This is a genomic window from Blochmannia endosymbiont of Camponotus modoc, from assembly GCF_023585785.1.
Classification (GTDB): domain Bacteria; phylum Pseudomonadota; class Gammaproteobacteria; order Enterobacterales; family Enterobacteriaceae; genus Blochmanniella.
Window position 1 is genome coordinate 734,185 of the sequence record NZ_CP097765.1, and the last position, 22,908, is coordinate 757,092.

Here is a 22,908-nt window from a genome sequence, read left to right on the forward strand (position 1 = left end):
TTAACTTTTTTAGAGATTTTGTGTATGGTATTATTATCAGCTTGTTCTTTCGGAATATGCAAGGAAGATCGTTGTAAGCTGAATGGTGATTTATCATATTTAGATGTTGCATCTTTGGAGGAATTAAATATACCGGAAGATTTAGATGGCGCATTACCTATATCATATGATGATTATGTTGTTCCTGATGTTATCAGAGAAGATAACATCATTTCTCAAAAAGTAGGTAAACAACTAAACATATGTCCTCCGTCAATTTTTTCTACAGATATGTCACATGAATCATGTTTAATTAACATTGAAGATTAATTTTAATATAAGTATCAGGTAATGCCTGTTTGTTGAAATTATTTTCAATATATGTATTAAAAAATAATTACTACATGTTTATTATTCGGTTATTAAATTGCTCCTTCATATATATATTCCCATAATAAAAAATGTATCTTAGCCTCAGAGCTGTTACAATAATACATTATGCATTTATTGTACTAGTATTAAATCTTCTATAATTTTTTTATATATAGAGCTAAGTAATTTTAAATCAATTAGATCAATGTATTCGTTAACTTTATGAATCATATGGTTACGTGCTCCTAATTCTATGACTTCTGTCCCCATTTTAGCTATAAAACGCCCATCAGAAGTACCTCCTGTAGTTTCTAATCGAGGTTCAAATTTTTGGTAATATTTAATTGCATTGACTACAACATTAGTTAATTGTCCAGGGTTACTAAAATAAGGCTCCGCAGAAAGTTTCCAATCGATATTATAAGGTAAAGTATGACGTGTGAATATTTCATTTATGTATCTTTTAATATTGTCAATAGAACATTTATCATTAAAGCGTACATTGAAATTTAATATAACCGCATGGGGGGTAACATTATTGTTGTTATTATTAGAATAAATATTAGTAATTTGTATAGAAGTAGGAGGAAATAATATACTTCTTTCTCGATCCCATGTAGTGTTTAGTAAATCTGACAGCGCTGGAATGATTAAATGTATTGGATTTTTAGAGAATTGAGGATATGCTACATGTCCTTGAGATCCATGTACTGTCAGTTGTCCAATAAGCGATCCACGTCTACCATTTTTTATAACATCACCTAGTTGATTTTGACTGGATGGTTCTCCGACTATGCAATAGTCTATATGTTCATCGCGCGCAATTAGAGATTCTACAACTTTTGTGGTTCCGTTGATGCCACTGCCTTCTTCGTCAGAAGTGATAAGAAACGCAACTCGTCCTTGATAATTGGGATGTTGGTCGATAAAATTGGCAGCGGCTACTAACATAGCTGCTAATGCCCCCTTCATATCAATTGCACCTCGTCCATGTAATATATTATTATGCACTAATCCTGAGAACGGGGGGTAATCCCAGCATTGAAGATCCCCAGGATCGACTACATCAGTATGTCCAATAAACAATAATGTTGTGCATTTTTGTTGTTTTTTACAACCATGAAATGCCCAAAGATTAAGAGTGTTATCAAAGCGCATTAATTCTACATTAAAATTTAGTTTTTCTAAATAATTTGCAATTATTTCATGACAACTATGATGGTTTGAGCTAACCGAAGGTTGCTGAATTAATTTTTGAGCTAATGTTATTAGTTCTGAATAATCCATTTTATATTTTCTCGTGGTAATAGTTCTGATTAAATTATTTTAAATTTAATAATTCACACGAATAAATCATATATATAATTAATACAAAATTCAGATATACGACTATACCGACAAATATCGGTATAGTCGTATATAATAGATGCCTTTTATAAAAATTAAACATTTTGGTGATCTGTTGTTTTAGGATTTTTTGAGTAATTTATATGATTTATTGATCACGTAGTCTACAGTAAAGTCAAAAAATTTAAATAATTGATGTGATGGAGCTGATTTTCCGAATGTGTTCATACCAATGATCTCACCATATATTCCAACATACTTATACCAATAGTCAGTGCTGCTAGCTTCGATAGCTATTCTATTAATTACTGTATTTGGTAACACGTATTCACGGTATGATTTATCTTGCTGATCAAATATATCAGTAGAAGGTAATGAGATGACTCGTATTTTGTAGCCTTCATCAGTTAATCGGTGATATGCTTGTATTGCTAATATTATTTCTGATCCAGTAGCAATTATAATTAATTCAGGAATATTTTGACAATCTTTAAGAATGTATCCTCCGCGAGTAATGTTATTAATTTGTGTTGATGTGCGTTCTTGTTGCATGAGATTTTGTCTAGATAAAATCAATGCGGTTGGTCCATGGTGTTCAATTGCTGATTTCCAGGCAACTGCTGTTTCTACTTGATCACAGGGACGCCATACTATTACATTGGGAGTCATGCGTAAACTTGATAATTGTTCTATAGGTTGATGAGTTGGACCATCTTCTCCTAATCCAATAGAATCATGAGTATAAATCATAATATGATGACTATTCATTAATGCCGCCATGCGAACCGCGTTGCGTGCGTATTCAACAAATGTTAAAAATGTAGCAGTATAAGGTAAAAAAGCTCCATAATTAGCAATTCCATTGGCAATAGCAGTCATTCCGAATTCACGTACACCGTAATGAATATAATTTCCGGCAGGATTTTTCATAATAGAAGAAGATTGAGACCAAGTTGTCAAATTGCTGGGTGTTAAGTCTGCTGATCCACCAAAAAGCTCTGGCAATTCTTTAGAAAAAAATTCAATTGTAATTTGAGAAGCTTGACGTGTAGCAATATTTTGAGAATGCACCTGTAAATTTTCAATAAATTTTTGTGTTTTTTTATGCCAATCTTCGGGTAATTTTCGTTGTATTCGTCTTATTAATTCTTTTGCTAAATTAGGATAGGTAACCTGGTATTTGCGAAAAAGTTGTTGCCAATTATCTTCTTTTTTTTGTCCCAGTATCGTGGCATTCCATGATTTATATATTGCTTTTGGTATGACGAATTGAGGTTCATCCCAATTAAGCGCTTTTCGAGTAGCAGCCACTTCTTCTGCTCCTAATGGAGCGCCATGAGCGCTATGTGTTCCGCTTTTATTTGGAGCTCCAAAAGCAATAATAGTATTACATATTAACAATGATGGTTTATTTAATGTGGATTTAGCTTGATCAATTGCAGCTTTAACAGAATTTCTATTATGTCCATTTATATTACGTATTACATTCCATCCATAAGATTCAAAACGCATGGCAGTATCATCTGTGAACCATTCTTTTACATTCCCGTCTATAGAAATACCGTTATTATCGTAAAATATAATCAATTTATTTAATTTCATAGTCCCAGCTAGCGCGCAAGCTTCATGAGAAATACCTTCCATCATGCATCCATCTCCTAAAAATACATAAGTATAATGATTGATGATATTAAACTGTGCGCGATTAAATTGAGCTGCTAGTGTCCGTTCAGCAATTGCAAACCCTACAGCGTTAGCAAGACCTTGTCCTAAAGGACCTGTTGTAACCTCAATTCCATCGGTAAGCCCATATTCTGGATGACCGGGTGTTGTTGAATTTAATTGTCTAAAATTTTTTAGATCTTCTATAGATATTTTGTATCCTGTTAAATGTAGTATGCTGTATAGCAGCATTGATCCATGTCCATTAGATAAAACAAATCGGTCTCTATTAATCCAATTAGGATTGTTTGGGTTGTGATTTAAGTAATCCCTCCATAATACTTCAGCAATATCCGCCATACCCATGGGACATCCGGGATGCCCAGAATTAGCTTGTTGTATAGCATCTATGCTCAATATACGTATGGCATTAGCTAATATTTTTTCTGATAACATAAAGTGTTTTCCTAATATTGAATGTTTTAATTAAACGATTATAAATTCTTCTCTCTTGTAGAGAATTATCGAATACGTTTAGTGAATTTTTTCATACTTATTTTATTATTTTTTAAAAGTTTAATTTATACACAGAAATAGGTTTATTAAATTTTTTATTTAAAAAAGAAAATACACAAAATTTGACAAGTTGTGTATGAAAAATTAATTGACCGTCTTGCTTGAGTAATTTCTTAGCACTTGTTAAGTAATCATATTCATTTGTAACTATTATTGGGTCATCTGTACATAAATTAGTATTTATAGAAATATTGTTTTCGTAATATTTATTATGGTCAAAATAATTTTTATTTATTTTTTGTATGATGTTAGGATAATTATAAATACTGCATAGTACATATTGACTATACCAGTTGCAAATAAGCTTTATAAATGGATAAATGAAATATAGATTTAATTTGATATATGTGCATTTTTGATATAAAGATAGTAAAAGTATTAAATTAATTTGGATATTGTTTTTTTTTAATTCTGTTATTTTTTTTATGTTTTTCCAATTGATAGTGATTTTTATAATAAAATAAACTGAATTTGTCTTTTGATTTTTATAGATTGCGATAAATTTGTAGTATTTTTTTATTCTACAATATTTATTAGAAGAAGATATTATATGCATTTTTATGCAGGAATGTCCTGGAATATTGTCTAAAATTTTAGTGTCGATATGATTGTTTAACTCATTTATTGTGTTAATTGTACTAATACGTGTAACATCATTTTTTTTTACAGTATAAATTATTGTATATCCAATTAATTTGCAATGAGAACTAAAAAATGGTTTCAGAGTAAGAAACGGATTAGTAATAGCATTGTTACGTGGATGGTAATACCGAATGGTGTCAATATTTTTGATATTCTCTACAATTACGGAAATTTTTATTAAACCATTTGATGGATTCATTACTGACTCCGTATTACCTATTATAATTGAGTAATGTTAACGATATTTATAATCATTTTACATTCATACAATAAATAATATTTATACTTATAAATATTATTTATTGTATGTTTTATTTCTATCAAAACATGTTTTATAATATATATATTATACAAGTTGTATCATATATCTCAATATGAGATGTGTGAACATTGTGTATCTATAAACACTTTATTAATTAATGTGCGTACATCTGTATGTCAGGTGATTGTATTAAAATAGTAAAAATTATTATTATCATCATAATTTCATGTTGATTGTAGTTTTATTATATAACTGTAAATATTATTATGATTGAAGTAATGTTTTAAACATTAAGTTCATGAGATTTTATTTTTTAGAGTGTAACAAAAGTACATTATACTATGTGATTAATATCACATTACATATAATACATCATAAGCAATGATTCTGAAGCGTGAATGTTATTATGTCATGTGTGATGGCATTTAAGATTATATAGGTGGTTTAATTTTTTATATTGTATGATCTTTCTATAATAAAATTATATGTTGTGTAGTACATAACTAATTGACAGTAAAAAATAATATTTGAATTTATTTAAAATAATTATTTTTATTTTTCTTTTGCAACGGGCTATTTTGTTTATATTACAATTATAGTACAGCACAAATTTTATTGTAGTATTAACCATAATAAGCATCGCTTAAATTGTATAAAATTAATCGAAAATCTTAATACATAAAGATAATCATCTGTTACATAAATGATTTATTACAACAGAATTATTTTTTAATTTTTAAATTTTAATTATTTATATGATTATATTGAGAATTATTTTAGGTTTTAAGTCGATTTAACGAAAATATCTATATTTATATGTAGAAATCATTTTTTAAATTATCTTTATATCTTTATATAAGATCTTTTTTATGCAGTTTAAAAATAAAGATAATATTACTATATTTTATTATAAATTATAATATTGAATATGGTAGTATTTTTACAGAGAGAAGTATAGAAAAAATTAATCAAATATATGATTGATTTAAATTTCATTCAATTAATAATTAGTTGCAAAAATTGTGTGCAAATACAAATTTGCGTGCAGTCTATGTCTTAATTACGCATGTATTATATAATGATATTCTATCAACTGAAAGAAAAATCTCTATTTTGAGTAGATATGTTTGTATTCGGATATATATGATTATTATGCATATTATTTTAAAAATAATTAAAGTGACAACATTATTATATTGTGTTTTTTGCGTTCCAATATATGGAACTATTTTATTAAATAGTTCTTATGATGTGTCTAGAGAATTATTTTTAAAGATTAATTCTGATTTTATCGAATATTGGAAGGATCTTCATCCTGAAGATAAGTTAATCATTCGTCAATCTCATGCAGGATCTACTAGACAAGCTATGGCTATATTACAGGGACTTCGAGCGGATGTGGTGACATATAATCAGGTGATAGATGTACAAATTTTGTGTGATCGCGGACACTTAATTCCTAAAAATTGGCAAGATCGATTTCCAAATCATAGTTCGCCATTTTTTTCAACTATGGCTTTCTTGGTGAGACGAGGTAATCCAAAAGGAATTTATAATTGGCATGATTTAACTAATAAAGGCTTGAAAATAATATTTCCTAACCCTAAAACTTCTGGGAATGGACGTTATACTTATTTAGCGGCTTGGAGTTTTTTTTTAAAAAATAGTGACGGAGATATAGAGCAAACTCGAATTTGGATGCAAAAATTTTTGAAAAATGTAGAAGTATTTGATACTGGAGGACGCGCTGCTACCTCTACTTTTGTTGATCGTAATCAAGGAGATGTGCTAATTAATTTTGAATCTGAAGCAAAATTAGTTCGAAGTCAATATGGATTCAATAATTATGAAATTGTTATACCCACTCCGAATGTTTTGGTAGAATTTCCAGTGACTTGGATAGATAAAAACGTCATTAGAAATGGAACCAAAGATGTAGCACGAGCTTATTTAGATTACCTATACATCCCTGCAGCACAAAAGATTATTACCAAGTTTGGGTACCGCGTCAACACAACTAACATTGCTCAAATATATCCGAATGGATCTTCTGGGAGTCAATTATTTAGAATAGAGGATCAATTTGGTAATTGGAATACTATTATGAATACGCACTTTAAACGTGGTGGTGAATTAGATCAATTATTATCAATAGGACATCGTTGATGTTATTTTCTTCATTTAAACATACTTTACCTGGGTTTGGTATAGCACTGGGTGGAAGTTTATTGTTTGTTTGTTTGATTCTATTATTACCTTTAAGTGCGTTAGTTATGCAATTATCTCAGATGAGTTTTTCTCAATATTGGGATGTAATTACAGATCCAGCATTATTGGTTTCTTATCAAATCACCTTATTAGCTGCCGGGGCAGCAACATTATTTAATGCTATATTTGGACTGTTGGTATCATGGGTAATAACTAGATATCAATTTCCTGGTAGGAAATTATTAGATGCGTTAATAGATTTACCTTTTGCTTTGCCTACCGCGGTGGCGGGATTAACTTTGGCAACGTTGTTTTCAACATCAGGTTGGTATGGGTCTTGGTTATCTCGATTTGGCATCACAGTATCATATACGTGGATAGGTATATCTATTGCTATGATTTTTACAAGTATTCCATTCGTAGTACGAACCGTACAACCGGTGCTAGAAGAGTTTACTGTAGAATACGAAGAAGTAGCAGAAACTCTTGGAGCTGATGATTGGCAAATTTTTTGTAATGTAATTTTTCCAGAATTGGCACCAGCTTGGTTGTATGGCGTAGTATTGTCGTTCATACGAAGTTTAGGGGAATTTGGCGCGGTTATTTTTATAGCTGGAAATGTTGCCTGGAAAAATGAAGTTATCTCTTTAATTATTTTTATTCGTTTACAGGAATTTGATTACCCAGCTGCCAGTGCTATTGCTTCTGTAATTTTAATTATTTCTTTATTATTATTATTTTTTACTAGTATGTTTCAATTACGAATAAACAAGAGGTTTCAGGGATCTTAATGATCAGCATGTTAAATAATTATGTCAATAGAAATTACAATAATAATTATAACAGTAGTATTAAATGGAATCAATGGATTCTAATTAGTTTCACTATGTTTATATCAATGATGTTATTGTTAGTTCCTGTAATTGTGATTTTTGTATCTGCTTTTTCAGAAGGTCTAAAAATAGTAATAGTAAATTTAATAAATCAAGATATGTTACATGCTATTTTTTTGACGGTTATTGTAGCGTTATTTACGGTACCTATTAATGTATTTTTTGGCATATTAATGGCTTGGTTAGTGACTCGTTTTAAATTTTATGGAAGACAGTTATTGTATATTTTAATAAATATACCCATCGCTATTTCTCCAGTAATTGCTGGATTATTGTATTTATTGCTTTATGCAAACAATAATGCAATAGCAAATTGGTTAGATTTGCAGAATATACAAATAATATTCACATGGATAGGATTAGTGTTAGTTACTATTTTTGTTACTTGTCCTTTTGTGGTACATGAGCTTGTTCCTATGATGGTGAATCAAGGAAGACAGGAAGACGAGGCAGCGATACTTCTTGGAGCATCTGGTTGGATGATGTTTCGCTATGTTACTTTTCCAAATATTCGTTGGGCTTTGTTATACGGGGCTATTCTTACTAATTCTCGTGCTATTGGTGAATTTGGAGCAGTATCTATAGTATCAGGATTAATACGGGGTGAAACATATACTGTTTCGTTGTATGTAGAATTATTATATCAAGATTATAATACTGTAGGCGCATTCGTTGCGGCATCATTATTAGCTTGTATTTCAATTCTTATGTTGTTTATTAAACATTATTTACAAAGTCGTTTAAAACGTACTAATTAATATTATGATCAAGGATAAGAAATGAGCATTGAGATAGATGGAATCACCAAGTTTTTTGGTCATGATAAAATATTGACTAATGTTTCTTTACATATTGAATCTGGAGAAATAATAGCATTATTAGGACCATCCGGTTCTGGAAAAACCACATTACTACGTATTATTGCTGGGCTAGAACATTATAATAGTGGTTGTTTGCGTTTTAGAGGTAAAGATGTTAGCCATCTTAGTGCACGTGATCGTCATGTTGGTTTTGTTTTTCAAAATTATGCTTTGTTTCGTCATATGACAGTATCAGATAATATTTCTTTTGGAATAAGAATGTTGCCGCGCCATAAACGCCCAAATTCTCATATAATTAGTAAAAAAGTTACGCAATTATTAAGTATGGTTCAATTAGAACGTTTGGCAAATAGATATCCTACTCAACTTTCTGGGGGTCAAAAGCAACGTGTAGCTCTGGCTCGTTCTTTAGCAATTGAACCAGAAATTTTACTGTTAGATGAACCATTTGGTGCATTAGATACACAAGTTAGAAAAGAATTGCGTCGTTGGCTGCGCAAGTTACATAATGAATTTAAATTCACTAGTGTTTTTGTTACACATGATCAAGAAGAAGCTATGGAAGTTGCTAATAGAATAGTAGTGATGAATCGAGGAGTTATTGAACAGATAGGTACACCTAAGGATATTTGGTGTGTGCCGGCTACTCGTTTTGTTTTAGAGTTTATAAGCGAAGTGAATTGTTTACAAGGAGTAGTGTGTGGATCGGAATTATTTATTGGGCCTTATCATTGGTCTTTACCATATATTCCAGCTTTACAAGGAAAAGTAGAATTATTTTTTCGTCCGTGGGAGATGGATATGAGTAAAGAGCATAACGTGCTTTATCCGTTACCGGCTAAGATTGTAAATGTCAGTTTGCATGGTTATTATTGGCAATTAAGTGTAGAGCCTTTAGGATGGCATCAAGATTTATTGACTATAATTTTGGGAATTAAAGATATTTTTGGTGTTCCAGAATGTGGTGCATATTGCTATTTAAGCGGACGTAATGCACGATTATATTCAGGGGAAATAGTGTTGTAATTAATGTTTTTTGAGATTCTGTAACTTATGTAATTAGTAGTCAATATTGTTTTCAAATGTGTGGTTTATTTAGAGCATGGTTTTGGTGTAGATAGTGTTGTATGTAGATAATTAATAATGTTCATATTTATCGTTGTATATAAGAGTTAGGTTTTTTATTTATGAATTTTTGGTATTAGGCTATTTGAGTAATCAGATTTTAAAATATGTTGTAAGAAGATATATAGCCAATTAAAAAATTTTTTGTATATATTATTGCTGATTCTATTTATGAAATAGATTGTTTTTATTTATACGATATATTGGTTATTTTATTTGTGTATAAAATATAGGTATAGTACTAGGTTAAATTTTTTCAAATAAACTATACGATGATTTATTTATAAAATTATAAAAAAATTTTTGTTGTTAAATTATATGTTTATTAATCATAATAAATGTTTTGACAAAAGAATAGTTTTATAATTTTTGTGTATTATTTGATACATGTGTATGCGTAAGTAAATGCATTAATGATTCTGTGGTTGAATAGTTCAATGCTTTTTGTGCCAATTTTTTTGCATCGTGATAATATGCGTTACGGATTATGTTTTTTATGTGTGGAATAGATATGGAGCTCATGCTAAATTCATCTAATCCCATTCCTAGTAATAGTAGAGTAGTACGTTCATCGCCTGCCATTTCTCCGCACATAGCTGTCCATTTTCCTACAGTATGTGAAGCTTCAATGACTTTTTTAATTAATATTAGAATAGACGGAGATATGGGATTATATAGATGAGATATTAATTTATTACCGCGATCTACTGCAAGTGTATATTGAGTTAAATCGTTAGTTCCGATACTGAAAAAATCTACTTCTTTAACTAAATGATGAGCGATAATTGCAGAAGCAGGAGTTTCGATCATGACACCTACTTTAATATTTTCGTCAAATTTTTTTCCTTCTTGACGTAGTTGTGTTTTTAAAAAATTTAATTCTGTATTTAAAGTTTTTACTTCTTCTACTGAAATAATCATAGGATACATTATGCGCAATTTACCAAAAAAGGAAGCTCGTAAGATGGCGCGTAATTGAGTATGTAATATGTCTTTTCTGTCTAACATAATGCGAATTGCGCGCCATCCAAGAAATGGATTTTCTTCGTTTGGGAGGTGCATGTAAGGCAAATTTTTATCCCCCCCAATATCCATAATACGTATGACTACAGCTTCGTTAATCATGGATTCAGCGGCATTTTTATAAGCTTTAAATTGTTCTTCTTCTGTGGGGAATGAATTACGATTCATAAATAAAAATTCAGTTCTATATAATCCTATTCCTTCAGCTCCGTTTTCTTTAGCTCTAACTATATCGTGTATCGTACCGATATTAGCGCATATTCGTACTTGACGTCCGTCGAGAGTAATAGCTGGGAGATTCTTTAATTTAGTTAACTCATATTTTTCAGAAACATATTTCTTTTTTAATGTGTCTATATTTTTAATGATGTCTGGGGTTGGATTGATGTAAATTTTGTTATTTAAGGCGTCGAGTATTATAAAATCTCCATTGGACACTCTTTTTGTAATTATACCAGTTCCTACGATGGCTGGTAGTTCTAAAGAACGCGCCATAATAGAGGTGTGTGAAGTTTTCCCGCCGGCATCAGTAATAAATCCCAAAACTTTTTTTAAATTTAATTGTGCAGTTTCCGATGGACTAAGATCTACTGCAATAATAATTACTTCTTCAGTAATAGAATTTAAGTCGATAATTGGAATTCCTAGAATGTTTTTTAATAAACGATTTCCAATATCTCGTACATCAGTAGCGCGTTCTTTTAAATATTCATCCTCTAGTTGTTCTAAAGCTTTTGCTTGGGTTTCAATTACTGAATGTACAGCAGCATCAGCGCTGAATAATTCTTCTTTAATAAGAGTAATAATATCTTGTTCAAGTTCTTCATCTTCTAGTAATATAATATGGCCTTCAAATATAGCTTCTTTTTTAGAGTCTAATTGTTTTTTTACTTTATTTTTAATTTCTTTCAATTGCCTGGAAGTTTCGGAACGTCCGGAGAGAAATCGATTGATTTCTTGTTCAATAGTATCAATGTTAATTTTTTCTAAATTGATAAGGATTTTTTTTTCTTGTAATAGCAACGCTTTTCCGAAGGCGATGCCAGGTGATACTGAAATTCCTGAAATCATAATTTTACCTTCATTAGAGTTATAAATAGTGCAATTATCCGAATATTGATTGACTATATTGTGTTTATTTAAGTTCAGTAATAAACTCGATTAAATATTGTACTGCTTGTTCTGCGTCTGTGCCATCGGCGGAAATGACAACTATAGATCCTTTGCTTAAACCTAGTGTTTGTAGTTTAAATAAACTTTTAGCGCTTGCTTTTTTTCCGTTAGAGATTACTGTAATTTCAGAATTAAATTTTTTTGCTGCCTTTACAAATTGAGTAGCTGGACGGGTATGTAAACCATTGGAAGCAGTGATTATAGTTTCTTTTTGATACATTTTTATCTCCATTTAATTTAACAATATGATAAAAAATATTATTTTCATGTAAATTTACTAAAATTAAATATTTTTTATTAATGAAACATAGACGCATGAAACTGTTATACGTATACATGATCTATTAATTTTTTGTTTCTTTCCCATGTATATCACATTCAAAATAGAATATGCACTAAAGATATTTTTTCATTGGATCGCCTTATTTTTTTAATGTTTTAAAAAGATAGTATTCTATTTACATAATGTAATTAATTCAATATTATTATAAATTTTGCAATAAATAAAATATACAAATTGTTTTTATTTATGTAAAAATAAATATAGAAAACATCACACATGAATGTTTTCTATTTTTTTTGAATGTTAATAGAAAATAAAAATTTATTTTTTATAACTTTGAAAACAATACAGTACTTAAATATCGTTCACCAGACGATGGAAGTATAACTACTATATTTTTATCAGCATAGGTTTTGTTTTTTTGTAGTTGTACCGCTGCTGCTAATGCTGCGCCCGAAGAAATTCCAGCTAAAATTCCTTCTTTCTTCATTAAATATTTAGCGTAGCTGACAGCTGCGTCTATGGTTACTGTTTCTACATGATCAATTAAAGTTAAGTCGAGATTTTTTGGAATAAAACCAGCACCAATACCTTGGATTTTATGTGGTGCTGGTTTTATGTTTTGACCTGATAATGTCTGGGTAATGACTGGAGATTCTTCTGGTTCTACTGCCACGACAATAATTTTTTTATTTTTTGTATGTTTGAAAAATCGTCCAACTCCGGTGATAGTACCTCCTGTACCAACTCCAGCTACAAATACATCTATTTTTCCGGCCGAGTCATTCCAAATTTCAGGTCCTGTGGTTTTTTCATGAATTTCTGGATTTGCAGGATTGCTAAATTGTTGTAGTAATAAATAATGTTTGGGATCAGCAGCAACAATTTCTTCTGCTTTAGCAATAGCTCCTTTCATTCCATTACATCCTTCTGTCAATATAATTTCGGCTCCTAGAGCTTTAATTAATTTAATACGTTCAACGCTCATGGTTTCTGGCATGGTTAAAGTTAATTTATAATGTCGTGCGGCTGCTACGTAAGCTAAAGCAATTCCAGTATTACCACTCGTTGCTTCTATAAGTCTCGTATCTAATTTTAATAAGTTTCTTTTTTCTGCATCCCAAATCATATTAGCGCCAATACGACATTTAACGCTAAAGCTAGGATTTCTAGATTCTATTTTAACAGCAATATGACCATTGCCAATATTATTAAGACGGACTAATGGAGTATGACCAATAGTGTAAGAATTATCTTGATAAATTTTATACATATTTAATAATTCCTCAAGTGTTATGCAATACTACGATGATGGGTTTGTGATATAGAATATCTTTTAAATATAGTCTGGACAAATAAAAATATAATTTTTTTATTCTGATATAAATATTAGAATAAAATTAGCTATTATGCATTAATTATAGACGTGTATTCAATAATATTGCTGTCATCTTGTTAATATAGATAATTCATAAAAAATTAATTTGATATTGTTGATATTTAAACAGTGATTATATTAAACAACTGTATGTTTAAAGATATTTTTATCATAAAATGTTAAATCACATGTAAATAAAAATAATGATTTTAAATATGAATTAATTATCGCAACCCATATAATTGGGATATCTATATTATGAAATTTGCTAAACAAAAAATACAAAAATTAAGAAAAAAATTACGTCATTGGGAATATTTATACTATACAAAAAATGAATCTGTAGTATCCGATGAAAAGTATGATGCGATGTTAGAAAAATTAAATCAGTTAGAACAAATTTATCCACATTTGATTGCAGAAAATTCTCCTACTCAACGTATAGGAGGTGTGTCTCAATATAATTTTAAAAAAATATGTCATAAGGTGCCAATGTTATCTTTAAATAGTATCATTGCATCGTTTCAATTGTTGTCATTTGATAAACGAATAAAAATTAAACTTCATGCTAACCATATTATGTCATATTGTTGTGAATTAAAAATAGATGGGGTGGCAGTTAGTTTATTGTATAAAAAGGGGAAATTAATTTATGCGGCAACTCGAGGTGATGGTAAAATTGGAGAGGATGTTACTGAAAATATAAGCACTATTCGTGCAGTACCCATGTATTTAAAAATAGATTCTAATAAATATGGTAAGTTACCATATTTATTAGAAATTAGAGGAGAAGTATTTATATCTAAATTATGTTTTTTACAATTGAACAAAATAACGATACAACAAGGCAACAAACCTTTTTCTAATGCACGAAATGCTGCTTCTGGTTCGTTGCGTCAGTTAGATCCTAGTATTACGGCCACACGCCCATTAAGTTTTTATTGTTATGGTATTAGTAATTATTGTGGAGAAAAGGAATTACCAGATAGTCATTGGGAACGATTACAATTATGCAAAAATTGGGGTTTACCAATTAATAATTATATCCGGTTAATTAGCGGAGTTAATAAAGTATTAGAATATTATTCTTATATAAAAACAATACGATCCAATTTGGAATTGGACATTGATGGAATAGTTATCAAGGTAAATAGTTGCGCATATCAAAGTAAATTAGGTTGTGGATCTAGAGCGCCTCATTGGGCTATTGCTTATAAATTTCCTTCGGAAATAAGTTCTACTAAAGTAAATAAGGTAATTTTCCAAGTTGGGCGAACAGGTATTATTACCCCAATAGCTTATTTAGAGCCTATTGTAATTTCTGATGTTACAATTAGAAAAGTAAACATGCATAACATCAATGAAGTTAAAAGGCTTGGATTAATGATTGGTGATACAGTTCGTATACAAAGATCTGGTGATGTGATTCCTAAAATTGTAGAAGTAATTTTATCAGAACGTACCGATCATGTAAAAACTATAGAATTACCACGATTTTGTCCGGTATGTGGGTCTCGTATTAAAACATGGCATAATCAATCAATATTACGTTGTACGGCTGGATTAGCGTGCCTTGCTCAACGAAAGGCAGCGCTTGAGCATTTTGTTTCTAGAAAAGCAATGAACATTTATGGAATGGGAAATAGAATTATTGATCAATTAGTTAATCAAGGTTTAATATTTACTTCATCTGATTTTTTTCATTTAAATAAAAATAAGTTACTTTGTGTGGAGGGTTTTGGTTTGGAAAATATTGAACGTTTATTAAGGTCTATCGAGAATTCTAAAAGGATTACTTTGGCTCGTTTTATATATGCACTAGGTATTTATGGCGTAGGAGAAACAGTAGCTAGTAATTTAGCTATTGTATATAAAACCATAGAAAATTTGGCCTCTGCTGATTTACAGTCATTATCAAATTTGAAATATGTAGGACCAATTATAGCTAATAACATATATCATTTTTTCAGAAATCCAGACAATTTAAAAAATGTTCAAGATTTAATTGATCCGGCTATTGGTATTCAGTTACATGTTATTGCATGAAAATGAGAAATTTAAAAGATTAAAAATTATGGGTATATTAAAATTAGAGTTATGTATATTAGGAGATATCTATGATTAACAATCAAAAGGATGCAAATTCAAATTGGGTAATGAATACATCTTAACTATGTTTTAAGAGAGTTTTTGTTGTTTACATCCGATTTTAAAAAATGTATTCATTTTAAAATCGGATGCTTCGGCTTAGAGGTAGTGGAGATTGAGTTGATTACCTAGCAATCGATAAAATTGTTAGTGTGATAGAAAATAAACAATTTTTGGGTCGTGCAGGATTCGAACCTGCGACCAATTGATTAAAAGTCAACTGCTCTACCTTCTGAGCTAACGACCCTAATTAAAATTTAGAACGATAAAATAGGTGATGGCGGACTCGAACCGCCGACCCTCTCCTTGTAAGGGAGATGCTCTGCCAAACTGAGCTAATCACCTTTTCTGTTGAATTGCATTATATGGATTCATTGATACGAGTCAATGGGTTTTTATAAAAATAGAGATTTTTTAATTGTATTTTATTAATGTGAAAATTAAATTTCATTTTGTATTGACTTAAATGAAAATTTAATGATTATCTACAGTCAGGTACTTAATTTTTATGAATATTAAAACTCGATTTGCACCCAGTCCTACAGGTTCTATACATATTGGAAATATTCGTACTGCTTTGTATTCTTGGTTGTTTGCTAGAAAGCAAGGTGGTAAATTTTTATTACGTATAGAAGATTCTGATTCGCAACGTTCTATAGATGATACAGTTGAGCTAATTGTTGCAGGGATGAATTGGCTTAGTTTAAATTGGGATGAAGGTCCTTATTTTCAAACTGATAGGTTTAGTCGTTATAACAGTATAATAAGTTATATGATTCAACATGATATGGCTTATAAGTGTTATTGTTCATCAGAAAGATTAGAATCATTGCGATCAAATCAAATAAAAAACGGAGAAAAACCTAAATATGATGGTTATTGTCGTTTTAAATCTACGGCTATACATAATTCTTCTATTAGTTCTTATGTGGTACGTTTTTGTAATCCTAAGGAAGGCGTAGTAATATTTAATGATCAAATCAGAGGTACAATTACATTTAATAACAAAGAATTAGATGATCTAATTATTCGCCGAGCCGATGGTTCTCCAACATATAATTTTTGCGTTGTAATAGACGATATGGATATGCAAATTACTCATATCATACGAGGTGAAGAACATATTAATAATACTCCGCGACAGATTAATATTTTAAAAGCATTGCGAGCTCCAATACCAACGTATGCTCATGTGTCAATGATATTAGATAAGAATTCAAAAAAACTATCAAAACGCCGTGGAACATTGGGTATTATGCAATATCGTAATGATGGATTTCTCCCTGAAGCAATACTTAATTATTTAGTAAGATTGGGATGGTCGCATGGAGATCAAGAAATTTTTAGTATTGAAGAGATGATAAAATATTTTGATTTGAGTAGAATTAGTAAATCTCCTAGTATTTTAAATCTTGAAAAATTACTTTGGTTGAATCATTATTATATTAATCATTTACCAATAGACTACGTAGCTTCACATTTATCATGGCATATGCATCAACAAAAAATCAATATACAAAATGGTCCAAAATTAACTGATATAATAAAATTATTTGCAAGACGTTCACGTACATTAAAAGAAATTGTAAATAATTGTCTATATTTTTATATAGATTTTGATTTATTCGATAATAAGGTAGCTAAAGATTATTTAAAACCTATTGCGATAACACCATTAAAATTTTTAAGAAAAAAATTCAGTAATATAGTTGATTGGACGCCAGAGATTATTAAATCTATAATTATAGAAACCGTCAATGAATTTAATACTAGCATAGATAAAATAGGTATGCCACTTCGTGTAGCATTAACTGGAACGGATTGTTCTCCAACGCTCAGTATTACCATACATGCAATTGGTCAGTCTCGTGTATTAGAGCGCATTGATCAGGCTGTACGCTATATTTCAATATAGTATTAGATGGGAAATACAAAAAAATAATGACTGTTGTGCATATACTTATTTTTAATTCTTATGTTAAGGTTATATTGTCTATATATATAGCGTTTTAATAGTTATTGTTATTCAACACAGGTGTAAAAATATCATCAGGATTATGATTGTATAGAACAGATGATAAAAAGGGGAGATTTATAAATGGGGCTGTAGCTCAACTGGGAGAGCGCTTGCATGGCATGCAAGAGGTTGGCGGTTCGATCCCGCTTGGCTCCATTTATTTTCTTGATAATATTATATGATTTTTAAATCACATAATATTAATGTGTGCGTGTTTTTATTTTATTTTTTGTTTTATGAGATTGTATTTTGCCTGTATTAAATAAAAAATTATATGCTACATGCAATTTAGATTATTAGCAGTTTTATCTCTAAATAATATTAAAATATCTTGATTTATCATTTAATCGTTAGCAATAATCATCATATAAGTAAACCAACTATTGAAGCAGATAGCATATTGATAAGCGTAGAGCTATATATTAGCTTAAATCCGAGATGTGAAATCATATTACCTTGTGTTTCATTAAGTCCTTTAATAGCACCTGCAATAATACCAATAGATGAGAAGTTAGAAAATGAAACTAAGAAAACTGATGCTATTCCTACAGTTTGAGGCGATAAATCATTAGAAATTGTTTGTAGGTTTATAATTGCAATAAATTCATTAGAAATTAATTTAGTTGCCATAATACTGCTGACTGGTAGTATTTCATCAGTAGGTATACCCATAATCCAAGCACAAGGAAAGAAAATATATCCTAAAATTTCTTGTAAAGATGTATTAAATAATATTTTAAATGTGAAATTAAGAGCGGAAATGAGCGCAATAAACCCTATCAACATTGCAGCAACAGTAACAGCTATTTTAAATCCAATTAAAATATATTCTCCTATAATTTCAAAAATATTTTGGTTACTGATGTAAAAATCGGTGATGTCTAAATCTCTTTCTTTATCTACTACATAAGGATTAAGTAATGATAATATGATAAAAGCACTAAACATATTTAATATTAATGCCGCTACAACATATTTTGGAGCTAGCATGGTCATATAGGCACCAATTATAGAAAGAGATACTGTAGACATGGCAGTTGCCGCCATGGTATACATTCGTGGTGCAGGTATTTTTCCTATAATATTTTTATATACTATAAAATTTTCAGATTGCCCTAAGATCAATGAACTGACAGCATTGAAAGATTCTAACTTTCCCATGCCATTAATTTTAGATAAAATAGTTCCAATTATTCGAATAGAAAATATTAATACATGAGTATATTGTAAAATACCAATTAGCGCGGAAATAAAAATTATTGGACAAAGTATGTTTAAGAAAAAAGTAGCCAATCCCTGTGCATGCATTCCTCCAAAGACAAAGTTTGTTCCTTCTGACGCAAAAATTAACAGTGTATTAAACAAAGTACATAATTTTCGTATAGAATTTGATCCTAATTGGGAATGTAAAATAAAATATCCAAATAAAATTTCTATTATTAATACTTGAAAAATAAAGCGTACACGAATGTTTTTTGGATTACTACTGGCAATTAGTGACAGAATTATTATTGCAGTAAATCCTAAGATAAAATGAAAAATGCGAGACACAATCTTTACTCCAGCAATATTGTACAGAAATTATTTGTATTATTCTATATAAAATAGCAATTCAATAAAGTTATTTGTACATCTTGTAATTTAATGAAAACTCTATTTGCACGTTATGCATCGTATTTATTCAAAGATAATTAATGGATTTAAAAAAAATATAATTTAAAAAGTTAGCCTATGCTATACTTATTTGTATTCAAAAACGTAACCATCTATAGTGAAATTAGATCTTCATATTCGATCGCTAATTATATATATCCATTATAGTACAATTACTTTATTTAATGTACATAAAATAAGCTCGAATAAGATGATTCTATGAGGATTGCCAGTATGCTAAATGAGCAAGATTCAGTAGCGGAACATCGTTCTACAAGAAAAATCAAATTCGCGTTGCTTGGTCCTGCCTTTATAGCTGCTATTGGATATATCGATCCCGGAAATTTTGCAACTAATATACAAGCTGGAGCTACTTTTGGTTATCAGTTGCTGTGGGTTGTAGTATGGGCAAATATAATGGCTATGCTAATTCAATTACTTTCTGCAAAATTAGGTATTGCTACTGGTAAGAATTTGGCAGAACATATTCGAGATCAATTTCCAAGATCAGTGGTATGGATGTATTGGATTCAAGCTGAAATTATTGCTATGGCTACAGATTTAGCAGAATTTATTGGAGCTGCTATTGGATTTAAAATATTACTCGGTATATCTTTGTTACAAGGTGCATTATTAACGGGCTTGATTACTTTTTTAATTTTAACTTTACAAAGATATGGAAAAAAACCATTAGAATTTGTTGTGGGAGGTTTGTTATTTTTTGTTGCAATTGCTTATGTTATTGAACTTTTTTATTCAAAACCTAAATTTATTATGTTAGGTATGAGCATGTTACTTCCAATACTTCCAAATAGAGAAGCAGTGTTTTTATCAGCAGGAGTGTTAGGTGCTACAATTATGCCGCATGTTATTTATTTACATTCTTCTCTTACTCAAGATGAGAGTATAATCGCAAGTAGATCGGAGCGATATTCTTCTACAAAATTGGATGTCGCAATCGCAATGACTATTGCTGGATTTGTAAATCTATCTATGATGGCTACTGCAGCGGCGGTGTTTCATTACGGCGGATATACTGGCATTTCTAATTTAGATGAAGCTTATTTAACATTGTCTCCTTTGTTAAATCATACTGCTGCTATAGTTTTCGGTTTAAGTTTAACAGCAGCTGGATTATCTTCAACAGTAGTAGGTACTTTGGCGGGTCAAGTGGTCATGCAAGGATTTGTTCGTTTTCATATTCCTTTGTTGTTGCGCCGTGTTATTACCATGTTGCCGTCATTTATAGTTATTTCTTGTGGAATTGATTCCACACGTATTTTAATAATGAGTCAAGTGTTACTTAGTTTTGGAATTGCGCTTGCGTTAATACCGTTGTTAGTATTTACTGGGGATGTTAAATTAATGAATGAATTAGTGAATTCTTTATGGATTAAATTAGTTGGTTGGTTAATAACAGTAGTAGTAATAATTTTGAATATATATTTATTAATTGGCATTATTATTTGATAAATCAATAAATTAATGTAGGTGATTGCTTTAAAAATTTTCTATTTTACCGTGTAGTGGTTTATTATGCGTGTTTTTATTATCATTAGAATTTGTTTTAATTTAATCAAATAAAACGTTTTATAGATTTTTATATAGAGCTAAATATTAGTTATAAATTTTTGTCTCTATTTTAGAGAAAATATATAATTATTAATTATTTAATTTTTTATAATTGTTTATATTTATGTGTTTATCACATAGATATATCTTACGATTATATATTATTGTATTTAATAGGAAGTTGTGATGTGAAAATGTCTATTTTAAAGTTGTAAATTTAACAGAAACAAGATTATGTTTAGTACTGTAATGCACTTATTTAAATGTATTTAATATCGAGTTATATATGATTATATAACTGTGTGTCTTCGACAGGAATCGAACCTGTAATTAGCCTTTAGGAGAGGCTCGTTATATCCTTTTAACTACGAAGACCTGTTAATTATACATTCAAATTATTATTACATTCCAATAAACATAAATCTATGTATGTTATTTGTACGTTTTTTTTGGATACTGCAAAATGATAGATGTCTTTATATATAAAGACAGATATCTGTGTGCATAGAACTGTTTCAAAATGTAAAATTTGTTAAAAAATGATTTTATTGATTTAATATAGATAACATTATATCTACTTATGATTTGATTTTTGCATGCATAATTGTAAAGATATTGCGCGTGGTTTTTAGTAAACATACATGTGTTTATTTTTTAGTTTAACCCTATATTTTATTTTTAGATTATTATATTTTTTCACATTGTGCGCGTTGTCTAAGTAGATGATCCATTACAACAATTGCCACCATAGCTTCTGCTATGGGTACTACTCTAATTCCTATGCAAGGATCATGTCGTCCTATAGTAATTACGTGTGTTTCTTCATTTTCACGTGTAATAGTTTTTCCTGGTACTGTTATGCTTGAGGTTGGTTTAATAGCTATATGCATGATTATTGGTTGACCATTGCTAATTCCTCCTAATATTCCTCCGGCATTATTGCTGTTAAATCCATCTAATGTCATTTCGTCTCGATGTTCGCTACCACGTTTAGTAACAACTGAAAATCCATCCCCAATTTCTACGCCTTTTACTGCATTAATACTCATCAATGCATGAGCTAAATCAGCATCAAGTCGATCGAATACAGGTTCACCTAAACCAATTGGTACATTTTCTGCTATTATTGTTATTTTTGCGCCAATAGAGTCTCCAGATTTTTGTAAATTATTTATTAATGTATCTAATGCAGTTAATTGTTCAATATCAGGGCAAAAAAATGGATTGTTATTGACTTGCCGCCAATCTTTTAAATTACAATGAATATCGCCCATTTGTGCTAAGAATCCACGAATTTTTATATTTTTTTTATTAAATAGATATTTTTTAGCAACAGCTCCTGCTGCTACTCGTACTGCTGTTTCACGCGCTGAAGAACGTCCTCCGCCACGGTAATCTCTAAAACCATATTTTTTTTCATAAGTATAATCAGCATGTCCAGGTCGGTATAGATTTTTTATTTTTTCGTAATCTTGAGGCCGATGATCAGTATTTTTAATGATTAATCCTATACTAGTGCCCGTTGTTTTTCCATTAAAGACACCAGATACAATTTCTACCGTATCTAATTCTGATCGCTGACTAGTATAACTAGAAGAACCCGGACGTCTACGATCTAAATCGTATTGTAGATCTTTTTCTGCTAAAGGAAGGCTTGGCGGTACTCCATCAACAATACCACCTAATGCAGATCCATGTGATTCTCCAAATGTTGTAACTCTAAAAAATTGCCCAATACTATTCCCAGCCATTATTAAAATTTCCTCAATTGTTG

At 29.9% G+C, this 22,908-nt stretch carries 16 protein-coding genes and 4 tRNA genes; 9 read left to right on the top strand and 11 right to left on the bottom strand.

What is annotated here, in order from left to right; genetic code table 11:
• Positions 1-24 precede the first annotated feature (24 nt).
• On the top strand, positions 25-309 hold the full coding sequence (locus tag M9396_RS03090) for an outer membrane protein assembly factor BamC (protein WP_250256649.1): 285 nt from the start codon (positions 25-27) through the stop codon (positions 307-309).
• Positions 310-483: 174 nt separating this feature from the next.
• Here the strand turns inward: M9396_RS03090 and dapE are convergent, their stop codons facing one another.
• From dapE to M9396_RS03105, 3 genes are all read right to left on the bottom strand, one after another.
• Positions 484-1,638 (bottom strand): succinyl-diaminopimelate desuccinylase, encoded by a 1,155-nt coding sequence (gene dapE / locus M9396_RS03095; RefSeq protein ID WP_250256650.1) that lies wholly within the window; start codon positions 1,636-1,638, stop codon positions 484-486.
• 180 nt (positions 1,639-1,818) lie between these two features.
• Positions 1,819-3,816, bottom strand: a complete 1,998-nt coding sequence (tkt, locus tag M9396_RS03100) for a transketolase (protein ID WP_250256651.1) — start codon at positions 3,814-3,816, stop codon at positions 1,819-1,821.
• Between the two features lie 112 nt (positions 3,817-3,928).
• Positions 3,929-4,777 carry a transaldolase family protein gene (locus M9396_RS03105; RefSeq protein ID WP_250256652.1) on the bottom strand — a complete coding sequence of 283 codons (849 nt, stop codon included), beginning with the start codon at positions 4,775-4,777 and terminating at the stop codon, positions 3,929-3,931.
• Positions 4,778-5,983: 1,206 nt separating this feature from the next.
• Here M9396_RS03105 and cysP point away from each other — a divergent pair.
• Genes cysP through cysA form a run of 4 tightly spaced genes read left to right on the top strand, consistent with a single transcriptional unit; the run spans position 5,984 to position 9,788 of the window.
• On the top strand, positions 5,984-7,006 hold the full coding sequence (gene cysP, locus M9396_RS03110; RefSeq protein ID WP_250241398.1) for a thiosulfate ABC transporter substrate-binding protein CysP: 1,023 nt from the start codon (positions 5,984-5,986) through the stop codon (positions 7,004-7,006).
• Positions 7,006-7,839 (top strand): sulfate/thiosulfate ABC transporter permease CysT, encoded by an 834-nt coding sequence (gene cysT / locus M9396_RS03115; protein ID WP_250256653.1) that lies wholly within the window; start codon positions 7,006-7,008, stop codon positions 7,837-7,839. Before cysP ends, cysT begins: the two co-directional genes overlap by 1 nt.
• Complete coding sequence (locus tag M9396_RS03120) at positions 7,839-8,699, top strand: sulfate ABC transporter permease (RefSeq protein WP_284308598.1); 861 nt, start codon at positions 7,839-7,841, stop codon at positions 8,697-8,699. Before cysT ends, M9396_RS03120 begins: the two co-directional genes overlap by 1 nt.
• Before the next feature lie 21 nt (positions 8,700-8,720).
• Entirely contained in the window at positions 8,721-9,788 is a 1,068-nt protein-coding gene (cysA, locus tag M9396_RS03125) for a sulfate/thiosulfate ABC transporter ATP-binding protein CysA (RefSeq protein WP_250241394.1), read from the top strand.
• A 459-nt stretch (positions 9,789-10,247) separates the two neighbouring features.
• On the opposite strand, the gene ptsI is transcribed toward cysA, so the two are convergent.
• The 3 genes from ptsI to cysK form a co-directional block, all read right to left on the bottom strand.
• A complete protein-coding gene (gene ptsI / locus M9396_RS03130; RefSeq protein ID WP_250256654.1) occupies positions 10,248-11,981 on the bottom strand; it encodes a phosphoenolpyruvate-protein phosphotransferase PtsI in 1,734 nt (577 codons plus the stop codon).
• 64 nt (positions 11,982-12,045) lie between these two features.
• Positions 12,046-12,303 carry an HPr family phosphocarrier protein gene (locus M9396_RS03135; protein ID WP_250241389.1) on the bottom strand — a complete coding sequence of 86 codons (258 nt, stop codon included), beginning with the start codon at positions 12,301-12,303 and terminating at the stop codon, positions 12,046-12,048.
• Positions 12,304-12,694: 391 nt separating this feature from the next.
• Entirely contained in the window at positions 12,695-13,639 is a 945-nt protein-coding gene (gene cysK / locus M9396_RS03140; protein WP_250241386.1) for a cysteine synthase A, read from the bottom strand.
• Between the two features lie 363 nt (positions 13,640-14,002).
• Between cysK and ligA the strand changes: the two genes are divergently transcribed.
• Positions 14,003-15,790 carry an NAD-dependent DNA ligase LigA gene (gene ligA / locus M9396_RS03145; protein WP_250256655.1) on the top strand — a complete coding sequence of 596 codons (1,788 nt, stop codon included), beginning with the start codon at positions 14,003-14,005 and terminating at the stop codon, positions 15,788-15,790.
• Positions 15,791-16,066: 276 nt separating this feature from the next.
• On the opposite strand, the gene M9396_RS03150 is transcribed toward ligA, so the two are convergent.
• Both M9396_RS03150 and M9396_RS03155 read right to left on the bottom strand, forming a co-directional pair.
• Positions 16,067-16,139, bottom strand: a tRNA-Lys gene (locus tag M9396_RS03150).
• Positions 16,140-16,163: 24 nt separating this feature from the next.
• Positions 16,164-16,237, bottom strand: a tRNA-Val gene (locus M9396_RS03155).
• Between the two features lie 163 nt (positions 16,238-16,400).
• Between M9396_RS03155 and gltX the strand changes: the two genes are divergently transcribed.
• Both gltX and M9396_RS03165 read left to right on the top strand, forming a co-directional pair.
• Positions 16,401-17,807: a glutamate--tRNA ligase gene (gene gltX, locus M9396_RS03160; protein ID WP_250256656.1), complete on the top strand. Its 1,407-nt coding sequence runs from the start codon at positions 16,401-16,403 to the stop codon at positions 17,805-17,807.
• A 185-nt stretch (positions 17,808-17,992) separates the two neighbouring features.
• Positions 17,993-18,065: transfer RNA gene (locus M9396_RS03165), tRNA-Ala, on the top strand.
• Between the two features lie 207 nt (positions 18,066-18,272).
• On the opposite strand, the gene M9396_RS03170 is transcribed toward M9396_RS03165, so the two are convergent.
• Complete coding sequence (locus M9396_RS03170) at positions 18,273-19,460, bottom strand: NupC/NupG family nucleoside CNT transporter (RefSeq protein WP_250256657.1); 1,188 nt, start codon at positions 19,458-19,460, stop codon at positions 18,273-18,275.
• 336 nt (positions 19,461-19,796) lie between these two features.
• On the opposite strand from M9396_RS03170, the gene M9396_RS03175 reads away from it, so the two are divergent.
• Positions 19,797-21,032 carry an Nramp family divalent metal transporter gene (locus M9396_RS03175; protein WP_250256658.1) on the top strand — a complete coding sequence of 412 codons (1,236 nt, stop codon included), beginning with the start codon at positions 19,797-19,799 and terminating at the stop codon, positions 21,030-21,032.
• Between the two features lie 405 nt (positions 21,033-21,437).
• Here M9396_RS03175 and M9396_RS03180 read toward each other — a convergent pair.
• Positions 21,438-21,509: transfer RNA gene (locus M9396_RS03180), tRNA-Arg, on the bottom strand.
• 311 nt (positions 21,510-21,820) lie between these two features.
• Positions 21,821-22,885, bottom strand: a complete 1,065-nt coding sequence (gene aroC, locus M9396_RS03185; protein ID WP_250256659.1) for a chorismate synthase — start codon at positions 22,883-22,885, stop codon at positions 21,821-21,823.
• Positions 22,886-22,908: the final 23 nt, after the last annotated feature.

What these genes read in the sequence shown, in the direction of transcription:
- cysT (WP_250256653.1), top strand. Translation starts at nt 7,006, where the DNA reads ATGTTATTTTCTTCATTTAAACATACTTTACCTGGGTTTGGTATAGCA.
- M9396_RS03090 (WP_250256649.1), top strand. Translation starts at nt 25, where the DNA reads ATGGTATTATTATCAGCTTGTTCTTTCGGAATATGCAAGGAAGATCGT.
- gltX (WP_250256656.1), top strand. Translation starts at nt 16,401, where the DNA reads ATGAATATTAAAACTCGATTTGCACCCAGTCCTACAGGTTCTATACAT.
- cysK (WP_250241386.1), bottom strand. Translation starts at nt 13,639, where the DNA reads ATGTATAAAATTTATCAAGATAATTCTTACACTATTGGTCATACTCCA.
- ligA (WP_250256655.1), top strand. Translation starts at nt 14,003, where the DNA reads ATGAAATTTGCTAAACAAAAAATACAAAAATTAAGAAAAAAATTACGT.
- dapE (WP_250256650.1), bottom strand. Translation starts at nt 1,638, where the DNA reads ATGGATTATTCAGAACTAATAACATTAGCTCAAAAATTAATTCAGCAA.
- tkt (WP_250256651.1), bottom strand. Translation starts at nt 3,816, where the DNA reads ATGTTATCAGAAAAAATATTAGCTAATGCCATACGTATATTGAGCATA.
- cysP (WP_250241398.1), top strand. Translation starts at nt 5,984, where the DNA reads ATGATTATTATGCATATTATTTTAAAAATAATTAAAGTGACAACATTA.
- M9396_RS03175 (WP_250256658.1), top strand. Translation starts at nt 19,797, where the DNA reads ATGCTAAATGAGCAAGATTCAGTAGCGGAACATCGTTCTACAAGAAAA.
- cysA (WP_250241394.1), top strand. Translation starts at nt 8,721, where the DNA reads ATGAGCATTGAGATAGATGGAATCACCAAGTTTTTTGGTCATGATAAA.
- M9396_RS03105 (WP_250256652.1), bottom strand. Translation starts at nt 4,777, where the DNA reads ATGAATCCATCAAATGGTTTAATAAAAATTTCCGTAATTGTAGAGAAT.
- M9396_RS03120 (WP_284308598.1), top strand. Translation starts at nt 7,839, where the DNA reads ATGATCAGCATGTTAAATAATTATGTCAATAGAAATTACAATAATAAT.
- ptsI (WP_250256654.1), bottom strand. Translation starts at nt 11,981, where the DNA reads ATGATTTCAGGAATTTCAGTATCACCTGGCATCGCCTTCGGAAAAGCG.
- aroC (WP_250256659.1), bottom strand. Translation starts at nt 22,885, where the DNA reads ATGGCTGGGAATAGTATTGGGCAATTTTTTAGAGTTACAACATTTGGA.
- M9396_RS03135 (WP_250241389.1), bottom strand. Translation starts at nt 12,303, where the DNA reads ATGTATCAAAAAGAAACTATAATCACTGCTTCCAATGGTTTACATACC.